Source organism: Pseudomonas sp. GM84, assembly GCF_000282535.1.
Classification (GTDB): Bacteria; Pseudomonadota; Gammaproteobacteria; order Pseudomonadales; family Pseudomonadaceae; genus Aquipseudomonas.
Window position 1 is genome coordinate 1 of sequence record NZ_AKJC01000351.1, and the last position, 10,724, is coordinate 10,724.

Here is a 10,724-nt window from a genome sequence, read left to right on the forward strand (position 1 = left end):
GTATGCCGGCTTCGGCTGCCGCCGCGGCTGCCCGGTGGATGTCCTCGACACCCTGCTGCGCCAGAGCCTGGCTTCACAAGGCCTGGCGCTGGATACGCTACGTGGCATCGCCACTATCAGCCTGAAAGCCGACGAACCCGGGCTGCGCCAGTTGGCCCTGCGTCACGGCTTGATCCTGGTGGTATTCGATGCCAGCCAGCTACAGGCATTCGAACCCTTGCTCAGTCATCGCTCAGCACCGGCCTACGCCCACAGCGGCTGCTGGGGCGTCGCCGAAAGCACGGCGTTGGCGCTGGCCAGCCGCGAACTTGGCTCGGCCAGACTGCGGGTCACGCGGCAAAGCCACGGGCCGGCTACCGTCGCCCTGGCCTGTGGCGGATAATCGCTTCAACCATTCTTCTGCAAGGAATTTCCATGACGGTCTACTTCATCGGTGCCGGCCCTGGCGACCCGGATCTGATCACAGTCAAGGGGCAGCGCCTGATCCGACAGTGCCCGGTCATCATCTACGCCGGCTCCCTGGTACCGGCGGCGGTACTCGAAGGCCACCAGGCCGAGACGGTCATCAACAGTGCCGAGCTGCACCTCGAACAGATCATCGAGGCCATGCGAGCTGCCCATGCACAAGGCCAGGATGTCGCCCGTGTACACAGTGGCGACCCCAGCCTGTACGGCGCCATCGGCGAACAGATCCAGCATTTGCGTGAGCTGGGCATCGACTACCAGATCATTCCCGGGGTCACGGCGACCGCCGCCAGTGCCGCCTTGCTGGGTTGCGAACTGACCCTGCCGGACGTGGCGCAGACGGTCATTCTGACCCGCTACGGCGACAGTTCACCCATGCCGGCCGGGGAGCAACTGGGCGACCTGGCCCGCCATGGTGCGACCTTGGCCATTCACCTGGGCGTCAAGCACCTGCCGCGAATCGTCGAGGAACTGCGCCCCCACTATGGCGCCGAGTGCCCGATCGCCGTGGTCCATCGTGCCACCTGGCCGGACCAGGACTGGGTTCGCGGCACCCTGGCCGATATCGTCGAGCAGGTCGCCAGCAAAGGTTTTCGCCGCACGGCGCTGATCCTCGTCGGCCATGTGCTGGGCGACACACCGTTCGCCGCGTCGGCCCTGTACCGCGCCGGGCACGCGCATCTGTACCGCCCTGGCGGGTGAGCATTGCCACCGGTACGCCAGCCATAGCAGACTGCAAAACTGTCCCCTGCGTACCGGAGTCACGCCCATGCTGGAGCTACGCCCCAATTGCGAATGCTGCGATGCCGACTTGCCGGGCGACAGCCCAGAGGCATTCATCTGCTCGTTCGAATGTACATTTTGTCGTAACTGCACCGAAACGCGCTTCCAGGGCCGTTGCCCGAACTGCTCAGGCCAATTGCTGCCCCGCCCCACACGGGTTGGACCGGCGTTGAGCAACAACCCGGCCTCGACCCATCGCGTCCTCAAGCCCCACTCGGCCTGCAAGTAACGGCCCAGCGGCACCCGGCATCGCCGCGTCCGGGCGATGCCTCTTCCGACATGTTGTAGGAATTTTCCACAACTCCTGCTTGCTTGTTCAACAGTTCTATACTCGCCATTACCAAGGAATCGGAATGGCCGTATCGTGCTGCGCTGCAGAAAGAACTTGCAGACGTATTCCTGATTAAGCACAGGAAACGGACCACATTCCGACAGGAGTTAACTACATGACAACAGTGTTGATCGTCGACGACCACCCCATCGTCAGGCTGTCCATGCGCCTGCTGCTGGAGCGTGAGCGCTTCCGTGTGGTTGGCGAGGTAGGCAACGGCAGCGAAGTGGCGCAGGTAGCGCGCGAGCTACGGCCCGATGTGGTGATACTGGACATCGGCCTGCCGGGCCTGGATGGCATGGAGGTCATCAAGCGCCTTCAGCAGCTGGAGCCCACCCCCAAGATCATGGTGCTGACCGGGCAAGCTAGCGAGCTCTACGTGCGCCGCTGCCTGGATGCCGGCATTGGCGCGTTCGTGACCAAGGATGAAGACCATGACGCCTTGATTTTCGCCCTCAAGGCATTGGTCAAGGGCTATTCCACGTTTCCCCAGATGTCGGTCAACAGCAATACGCTGGACAGCGAACCCAAACGCCTGGAAAGCCTGTCCAACCGGGAGATGGAAGTGCTGCGACGCCTGGCCCGAGGCGAAAACAACAAGCACATCGGCAGCAGCATGAACCTCAGCGCCAAGACCATCAGCACATACCGGGGGCGCATCATGGAAAAGCTCAAGACCGAGTCGTTGGTGGAAATGGTCGATCTGGCCAAACGCAACCACGTCAACTGAGCGCAACACCGCCATGAATCGCTTCTCGGCCGGCGTGCTCCTGCTCCTGAGCCTGGCCTGCTGCCCCCTGCCAACACTCGCCGACGCCGAGCCACGCCAGTTGCTGGCGCGCGCCACCAGTGCCACCCAGCCGCTGCGCCTGGACAGCCAGGACCGCCAGTGGCTGCAGCAGCGCCAAGTCTTGTTGCTGGGCAGTTCGCGCCCCGACTACCCGCCGTTTGAAATCAATATCAGCCCGTCCGACTATGAAGGCCTGAGTGCCGACTTCGCAGGGCTGATCGGTGAGCAGTTGGGTATCCCCGTGCAAGTCAGGCGTTTTGCCAGTCGCCATGAAGCGATCACTGCCCTGCGTGAGGGCAAGATCGACCTGCTGGGCAGCTCCAACGGCTTCGAAGCGGCCGATGCCCAACTCAAGCTCAGCCTGCCCTATGCCGACGACCTGCCCGTGATCGTCATCCGTGAAGGCCGCAGCCTGAAAAACAACCCGGACCTCGCCGGCATGCGCCTGGCGATGGTCGACCATTACCTGCCCGGCGAGACGGTCCGCGCCCTTTACCCCAAGGCTCAACTGAGCCTCTACCGCTCGACCCTGGCAGGCCTGGCGGCCGTCGAGCTCGGCGAAGCGGATGCGTACCTGGGCGATGCCATCAGCACCGACTACCTCATCGGCAAAAGCTACCAGGGCACGGTGAAAATCGATCATTTCTGTCAGGCCAGGCACGGCAGTTTTTCCTTTGCCCTGGCCAACGACAACCCGCGCCTGCATCGCCTGATCGACGCCGCCCTGGACCAGATCACCGAAAGCGAGCGCCTGACCATCCTGCGACGATGGACCAGTGGCAACACCAGCCTGCTGCTGGAGCGCCACCTCTCTGCACTGAGCGATGAAGAAAAGACCTGGATCGAACGCCATCCGACGGTCAGCGTGCTGGTCGACCCGGCGCTGGCACCGCTGACGTTCAACGATGCCCAACAACGCACCAGCGGTATTACCGTCGACCTGCTCAAGCAGATCACCCTGCGCACCGGGCTACAGTTCAAGTTCATGGAGCGTCCGGCCGTGCAGACCATGGTCGAGCAGGTGTCGCAAGGCGAAGCGCAAATGATCGGTGCGCTCGGCTATGGCGTCGATCGTGCCAACCAATTGCGCTATACCCGGCCTTACCTGGTCAGCCCACGGGTGCTGGTGACGCGCAGTCAGGCGGCGTGGCCGCTGCAAAGCAGAGACCTCGATGGCAAGCGCATCGCCCTGCTGAGCGGTTCGCCGTTGCGCGGCGAGGTGCTGCGCCAGTACCCGAGTGCCAAGGTAGTCGAAGCGGCCAACCCGTTGGCGCTGATGGAAGCGGTGGCCAACGGCAATGCCGATGTGGCGTACAGCAGCCATATCAATGCCACGTACTACATCAACCATGTGTTCAAGAACCAGTTGCGCATCGCCAGCATCCTGGGCGACGACCCTGCCGTTGCAGCGTTTGCCGTCGCCCCTGATCAACCCCAGCTGCAGGCCATCCTGGACAAGGCACTGCTGAGCATCCCGCCCGAAGAACTGGATCAGTTGGTCAACCGCTGGCGCACCAGTTCGCTGGTCAGCGACAGTCAATGGCGCAATTACCGCACGCTGGCACTGCAGGTGCTGGTGCTCTCGGCCCTGCTGCTGGCCGGCGTGGTGTTCTGGAACAGTTACCTGCGCAAATTGATCCATCAGCGTACCGAAGCCCAACATGCATTGCAGGCGCAATTGGCGCTCAGCCGCGGCCTGCTCGAACAGTTGCGCCAGGCCAAGGACGATGCAGAACAGGCCAGCCAGACCAAAAGCACCTTCCTGGCCACCATGAGCCATGAAATCCGCACACCGATGAATGCGGTGATCGGCTTGCTCGAACTGGCCCTGGAGGACAGCGCCGCCGGCCGCAGCGACCCCGCGACGCTGCGCACCGCGCACGATTCGGCGGTAGGCCTGCTAGGGCTGATCGGCGACATTCTGGACATCTCGCGCATCGAGTCCGGGCACATGACCTTGCAGCCTGTGGCCACCGACCTGGTCGAACTGGTGCGAGGCACCCTGCGGGTCTTCGAAGGCAATGCCCGCAGCAAGGGCCTTTACCTGCAAAGCGAGCTGCCGGCGGGCCCTGTCTGGGTACTGGCAGACCCGCTGCGCATCAAGCAGATCCTGTCCAACCTGCTGAGCAATGCCATCAAGTTCACCGATCGCGGCGAGGTGCACACCAGCCTGCAACTACAGCCGACCACCACGGGCGACGACATCCAGGTGGAACTGTGCGTGCGTGACACGGGAATCGGCATTGGCGTGGCAGATCAGGCCCGGCTGTTCAGTGCCTTTGCCCAGGCCGAAGGCCCGCGGGCACACCAGGGCGCCGGCCTGGGCCTGGTAATCAGCCGTACCCTGGCCGAGCTGATGGGCGGCAAGCTGCATTTGCAAAGTGTCGAAGGCGTGGGCACCCGGGTGCACGTCAAGCTGCAATTGCCAGCCGCTGCCGAGCCCCCGCCAGTAGCGTTCGTCCCGCCACACCCGGAACGCGAAAGCCGGCCGCTGAACATCCTGGTGGTCGACGACTACCCCGCCAACTTGTTGCTGCTGGAGAAACAGCTCAACACCCTGGGTCACCGGGTAACCCTGGCCGAGCATGGCGAAGCGGGGTTGGCATTATGGCAAGCGGCGGCATTCGACCTGGTGATCACCGATTGCAGCATGCCGGTGATGGACGGCCATGAACTGACCCGCAGGATTCGACAACTGGAGCACGAAAAGGGAGGGTCCGGCTGCAGGATCCTTGGGGTCACCGCCAACGCCCAGGCCGAAGAACGTGAGCGCTGCCTGGCCAGCGGCATGGATGACTGCCTGTTCAAACCGATTGGCCTGCGCACGCTGAAAATGCACCTGCCCCAGGCCCGAACCGACGCAGACACCTCCACCCTGCCGGCCAGTGGGTTCCACCTCAGCGAACTGCGTCACCTGACCCAGGATGACCCGCAACTGATCCGACATCTGCTCGAGCAACTGGCGCAAAGTGCCAGTGAAGACCTCGCCTCACTGCGTGCGCTGGGAACGACACCGGACAGTGACACCCTGGGCCGCATCGCCCACCGAATCAAGGGCGGTGCCAAAATGCTCAAGGTGCGCGGTGTAGTGAGCGATTGCGAGGCCATCGAGCACGCCCAGGCGCAAGGCCTGCCCACCCAGGCGCTGCGCCAGCAGCTGGAAACCAGCCTGCTGACCCTTCAGCGTGAATTGGCCGACTCCCTCAGTGCAATTGCAACGTCGAACTGATCTGGCTGATGGCGTCGACCACGTGGCGTGAACCCTGCTGAATCTCCATGATCACTGTCCCGGCCTCGTTGGCCAAGGCCACGCCGCGCCCCGTGCGCGTCAGGCTCGATTGCATGCTGGCCACCGCCGTCAGCGAAAGGTCATGGTTCTGTCGCACCACATCGACGATTTCCAAGGTCGCCTTGCTGGTGCGCGCCGCCAGGCTGCGCACTTCGTCGGCGACCACGGCAAAACCGCGGCCATGTTCACCGGCACGCGCCGCCTCGATGGCGGCGTTCAGGGCCAGCAGGTTGGTCTGGTCGGCGATGCCGCGAATGGTCAGCACAATCTGCCCGATCACGTCCGACTGTTTGCTCACGGCATCGATGCTGCGCGCGGCGTCATTGAGCTCCTGGGAAATCTGTTCGATGACCTGCACCGTCTGCTGTACCACCTCGGTGCCTTTGCGCGCACAAGCGTCGGTCTGTACCGAACTGGCATGGGCCGCGTCGGCGGCGCTTTGCTGGGTGCTGACCTGGGCCGTGATATCGCTGGCGAACTTGACCACCTTGTACAACCGCCCCTTGCTGTCGAAGATCGGGTTGTAGGACGCCTCCAGATACACCGTCTGGCCCTGTTTGTTGACCCGCTCGAAGCGATGGGAATGGTATTCGCCGCGATTCAGCGAAGCCCAGAACTCACGATACTGGGCCGATTCACGCTCATGGGGCTGGCAGAACAGCCCATGATGACGGCCGACCACTTCTTCCAGGCGATAGCCCATGGTCGTGAGGAAATTCTGGTTGGCCTTGATCACCCGACCTTGCGGATTGAACTCGACCACGGCCATCGAACGGCCGATGGCCTTGAGCTGGCTCTGGCTTTCATGTTCATCCTTGACCCGCTGGCTGATGTCGGCAGCCACCTTGATGACGCTGGTGACCTGCTGACGTTCATCCACTACCGGCATGTAACTGGCTTCCAGCCAGACCTCGCGGCCCGCCTTGTCGACGCGTTCGAAGGTGCCACTGATGGCCCTGCCCTCGCCCAGATCGCGCCATAACTGCTGGTATTCGGCACTTTTGGCAAAGGCCGGATCGCAGAACAACCGATGGTGCTTGCCGCGCAGTTCCTCGGCGCTGTAACCCATGGCCTGGCAGAACTGTGCATTGGCATCGAGGATGGTGCCGTCAGGCGCGAACTCGATCATCGCCATGTTGCGGCTGATCGCAGCAAGCTTGGCTTGCGTTTCGGCGAGGGCCTGGCGGGTGCGTTGAATCTCGAGCAGATCGGACTTGCGATGGAAGTCGAACATGGCGCCGGGGTCCTATGTGCGCAGGGTTTCCTGAGCATAGATCGGCGCGGACGGCATGCAAGCACAATGCTACTACTTAATGATTAGTCATATGGTTGTAACATCGCGCTAACAGAGGTCAGACCGCTCAGGAACTCTCCCGCACCATCAACTCGAACCCCAGATCCTGCTGCTCGGTCGCTACCCGCTTGCCATCGAGCAACGCCAGCAACGCCTGCGCCGCCCCCCGACCAACGGCAGCCCGCGGCGTGCGGATCGAGGTCAGCCGCGGCACCATGTGCGCCGACGCCGGCAAGTCGTTGAACCCGACCATCGCCACCTGACGCGGTACCTCGATGCCCTGGCGCAGCGCCTGCAGTACCGCGCCCTGGGCGAGGTCGTCGTTGCAGAAGAAAATGCCATCCACGTCGGGCGCCTTGGTCAGCAACTGGCTGAACAGTTCGCTGCCCAACCCGATCGACGAGGGCTGCGGCGCCAGCACCTCCAGCTCGGTCGCCTGCAGGCCGGCTTCGGCCAGGGCCTGGCGGAAACCTTCGGCGCGTTGCATCACCCGCGGGTCAAGCTGAGCGGCGATGAAGGCGAGGCGCCGACGACCACGCTCGATCAGGTGGTGCGCGGCAGCGCGTCCGGCCTGCTGCTGGGAAAAGCCCACCGACAGGGCCCCAGCCTCCCCGCCCAGTTCCATCATGTGCACACAAGGCACACCACTGGCCGTCAGCATCTGCCGCGAGGCTTCGCTGCGGTCGAAACCGGTGAGCAGCATGCCGCACGGCTGATACGCCAGGTAATTGCGGATCAGGTTTTCTTCTTCGTCGATATCGTAGTGATAGTTGCCGATCAACACTTCAAGCCCACGCGGTCGCATCACCTCATGGATAGCCTCCAAAGTGTCGATGAACAGCTGGTTGGACAGCGACGGAATCAACACCACCACCGACTGGCTGCGTGCCGACGCCAGCGCGCGCGCCGCCGGGTTGGCGACGTAACCCAAGCTCGCCGCGGCGGCGGCGACCTTTTCCACCAGCGCCGGGGCCACTGTGCTGACGCCGCGCAAGGCGCGGGATGCGGTAATCGGGGAAACCCCGGAAAGCCTGGCGACTTCTGCCAGCGTGGGACGACCGGTGGTGCGGGAGCCTGTACGGGACATGGATGTTGTAATTTTACTACTTGCCAAGGGAGGGGAACGGCCACTAAGGTAGCGCTGTCTCAGGACGCAGGCAATGTAATCTTTGGTAGCAGCCGCTACACGCACTCTGCCAAGCGTCCATACTGCGTAAGGACAAAACCAACAACACCGGGGAGAGGCGTATCGTCTGCGACGAGACAGCGCTATCTCACCCCGCAGGAGGTACTGAATGAATGCTCCCCTGTCCGCCATTGTGGTGATGGGTGTGGCCGGCTGCGGCAAAAGCTGCGTCGGTGCCGCCATTGCCGCCAGAAGCGGCGGCCGCCTGATCGAAGGCGACGCGTTTCACCCTGCCGAAAACATCCGCAAGATGAGCGCTGGCATCCCCCTGGACGATAGCGACCGTGCCGGCTGGCTGGTGCGCCTGGGCCAAGAGCTGCAAGCCACCACCAAGGCCGGTGAACGACCCATCCTCACCTGTTCCGCGCTCAAGCGCCGCTACCGCGACACCCTGCGCGAAGCGATGCCGGAGCTGGCCTTCGTATTCCTCGAACTCACTCCAGCCGAAGCGGAAAAGCGCGTCCTCGCCCGCCCCGGCCACTTCATGCCGGCGAGCCTGATCGAAAGCCAGTTCGCCGCCCTCGAGCCGCCCCATGGCGAAGCCTTGACCCTGCCCCTGGATGCCACGCAGCCGGTCGCCGCCCTCGCCGAGTCCGTCGACGCCTGGCTAAAGCCCTGCGGTGAGCGGACCCTGGCGCGGACCGCCTGAACCGGCGGTTTATCCGGCTCACCTGAGATAGCGCTATCTCGCTGCTTGCAGGCGGCGAACGTTCAACAAAGCTACGCCCAAAAAAAACAACGATAAGACCGAGGCATAACCACCATGTTCGGACTGGCTACAGATACCTACCTGCTGCTCGACGCCCTGGTAACCATCATCGGGCTGATCCTGCTGATCACCCATTTCAAAGTGCACCCCTTCGTCGCCCTGACCCTGGCCGCCGGCTTTCTCGGCCTGACCTCCGGCATGCCGGTGGCCAAGGTCATGAAGTCGTTCCAGGATGGCTTCGGTGGCGTGCTCGGCTTCGTCGGCATCGTCCTTGCCCTGGGCACGATGCTCGGCAAGCTGATGGCCGACTCCGGCGGCGCCGACCAGATCGCCCAGACCCTGATCCGCGCATTCGGCAAGAAGAATGTGCACTGGGCCATGATGTTCGCCGCGTTCCTGGTCGGCATTCCGTTGTTCTTCGAAATCGGCTTCGTGCTGCTGGTGCCCCTGGTGTTCATCGTCGCCCGACGCTCAGGCGTGTCCTTGATCAAGATCGGTATCCCGCTGCTGGCCGGCCTGTCCGTGGTCCACGGCCTGGTACCACCGCATCCGGGACCACTGCTGGCGATCGGTATCTTCCACGCCGACATCGGCAAGACCATCTTCTATGGCCTGCTGGTGGCCCTGCCCACGGCCATCATCGCAGGCCCCCTGTACGGTAATTTCATTGCCCGCTACATCCCCGGCAACCCGTCCCAGGAGCTGATGGACCAGATCGCCAAGGAGTCCGATCAGAACAACCTGCCCAGCTTCACCATCACCCTGGTCACCGTGCTGCTGCCGGTGGTGCTGATGCTGCTCAAGACCTTCGCCGACGTGGTGCTGCCGGCCGAGCACATCGTGCGCCAGTGGATGGACCTCATCGGCCACCCCATCACCGCCCTGCTGGCCGCACTGCTGCTGGCCTTCTACACCTTCGGCTCGGCCCGAGGCTTCAACCGCCAGCAGATCATGAAGATGCTCGACCAGAGCCTGGCACCGACCGCTGCCATCGTGCTGATCGTGGGTGCCGGTGGCGGCTTCAAGCAGATGCTGGTGGATACCGGGGTCGGCAACGTGATCGGGCAGATGGCAGTGCAGGCGCAGATCTCGCCGATCCTGCTGGCCTGGCTGGTGGCTGCGGTGATTCGCATCGCCACGGGCTCGGCCACGGTGGCCACCATCACCGGTGCCGGCATTGTCGCCCCGGTGATCGACCTGGTGCCTGGGGTCAATCGGGAATTGCTGGTACTGGCCACGGGCGCGGGTTCGCTGATCCTGTCGCACGTCAACGATGCCGGTTTCTGGTTGGTCAAGCAGTACTTCAACATGACCGTGGCTGAAACCTTCAAGACCTGGAGCATGATGGAGACCATACTTTCCGTGGTCGGCATCATCTTCATCATGATGCTGGCGGCGGTGGTGTAACCGCTGATCGGGGTGATGGCACCTTGGCGCGCTGGGTAGGGCCGAACAGAGGTACAAGCCCTACCCTCGCAAAGGAGCCTGCCCATGATCCGCACAAGCTTGTTGCTCGCAGCCCTGCTCGCCTCCCCGCTGGCCCTGGCGGTCGGCACCGGGACGACCTACCCCGACGACCCGCACAACCCGGCGCCCCAGCCGGGTGTCGACAGCACGCTCAACCCGATTGAGAAGCCCATGCCGCGGGATACCGATCCGCGTATCCAGGGCAGTGACCCGCAAAGCCCACCCGCCAAGCAGAATGACTCTCGCGACCTGCCGGGGATGGATGGCAGCGGGTCGGAGGGTACGGGTGGGCAAGGGAGTTCAGACGGTAGCCAGCGGTGAAGGGGCTGCTTTGCAGCCCAATCGCCGGCAAGCCGGCTTGTGTCTTGAGACGACGCCGAGGTGCTGGCGCATTTCGCCGAAGTCATTCC

10 protein-coding genes and 1 pseudogene are annotated in these 10,724 nt (G+C 63.5%); 8 read left to right on the forward strand and 3 right to left on the reverse strand.

Features of this window, described 5'->3' with window-relative positions; translation table 11 throughout:
- The 5 genes from PMI38_RS25165 to PMI38_RS25180 form a co-directional block, all read left to right on the forward strand.
- Positions 1-382, forward strand: a 382-nt coding sequence (locus PMI38_RS25165; RefSeq protein WP_008100609.1) for a cobalamin biosynthesis protein, incomplete at its 5' end; no start/stop codon positions are given.
- Positions 383-414: 32 nt separating this feature from the next.
- A complete protein-coding gene (gene cobM / locus PMI38_RS25170) occupies positions 415-1,167 on the forward strand; it encodes a precorrin-4 C(11)-methyltransferase (RefSeq protein WP_008100611.1) in 753 nt (250 codons plus the stop codon).
- Positions 1,168-1,234: 67 nt separating this feature from the next.
- Positions 1,235-1,477 carry a DUF1272 domain-containing protein gene (locus PMI38_RS26880; RefSeq protein ID WP_008100613.1) on the forward strand — a complete coding sequence of 81 codons (243 nt, stop codon included), beginning with the start codon at positions 1,235-1,237 and terminating at the stop codon, positions 1,475-1,477.
- Positions 1,478-1,694: 217 nt separating this feature from the next.
- On the forward strand, positions 1,695-2,309 hold the full coding sequence (locus tag PMI38_RS25175) for a response regulator transcription factor (RefSeq protein ID WP_008100614.1): 615 nt from the start codon (positions 1,695-1,697) through the stop codon (positions 2,307-2,309).
- Positions 2,310-2,322: 13 nt separating this feature from the next.
- Positions 2,323-5,598 carry a transporter substrate-binding domain-containing protein gene (locus PMI38_RS25180; RefSeq protein ID WP_008100616.1) on the forward strand — a complete coding sequence of 1,092 codons (3,276 nt, stop codon included), beginning with the start codon at positions 2,323-2,325 and terminating at the stop codon, positions 5,596-5,598.
- On the opposite strand, the gene PMI38_RS28005 is transcribed toward PMI38_RS25180, so the two are convergent.
- The 3 genes and pseudogenes from PMI38_RS28005 to PMI38_RS25190 all read right to left on the reverse strand — a co-directional run bounded on the left by PMI38_RS28005 (position 5,573) and on the right by PMI38_RS25190 (position 8,039).
- Positions 5,573-6,031 carry a methyl-accepting chemotaxis protein gene (locus PMI38_RS28005; protein WP_443216401.1) on the reverse strand — a complete coding sequence of 153 codons (459 nt, stop codon included), beginning with the start codon at positions 6,029-6,031 and terminating at the stop codon, positions 5,573-5,575. The two genes, PMI38_RS25180 and PMI38_RS28005, sit on opposite strands and share 26 nt — an antisense overlap.
- A gap of 78 nt (positions 6,032-6,109) precedes the next feature.
- Positions 6,110-6,892: pseudogene (locus PMI38_RS28010) on the reverse strand (PAS domain-containing protein); the annotation flags it as partial.
- 127 nt (positions 6,893-7,019) lie between these two features.
- Positions 7,020-8,039 (reverse strand): LacI family DNA-binding transcriptional regulator, encoded by a 1,020-nt coding sequence (locus tag PMI38_RS25190; RefSeq protein ID WP_008100619.1) that lies wholly within the window; start codon positions 8,037-8,039, stop codon positions 7,020-7,022.
- 208 nt (positions 8,040-8,247) lie between these two features.
- Between PMI38_RS25190 and PMI38_RS25195 the strand changes: the two genes are divergently transcribed.
- The 3 genes from PMI38_RS25195 (at position 8,248) to PMI38_RS25205 (ending at position 10,635) form a co-directional block, all read left to right on the forward strand.
- Entirely contained in the window at positions 8,248-8,787 is a 540-nt protein-coding gene (locus PMI38_RS25195) for a gluconokinase (protein WP_008100621.1), read from the forward strand.
- 114 nt (positions 8,788-8,901) lie between these two features.
- Positions 8,902-10,254: a GntP family permease gene (locus PMI38_RS25200; RefSeq protein WP_008100622.1), complete on the forward strand. Its 1,353-nt coding sequence runs from the start codon at positions 8,902-8,904 to the stop codon at positions 10,252-10,254.
- Positions 10,255-10,338: 84 nt separating this feature from the next.
- Entirely contained in the window at positions 10,339-10,635 is a 297-nt protein-coding gene (locus PMI38_RS25205; protein WP_008100624.1) for a hypothetical protein, read from the forward strand.
- Positions 10,636-10,724 lie beyond the last annotated feature (89 nt).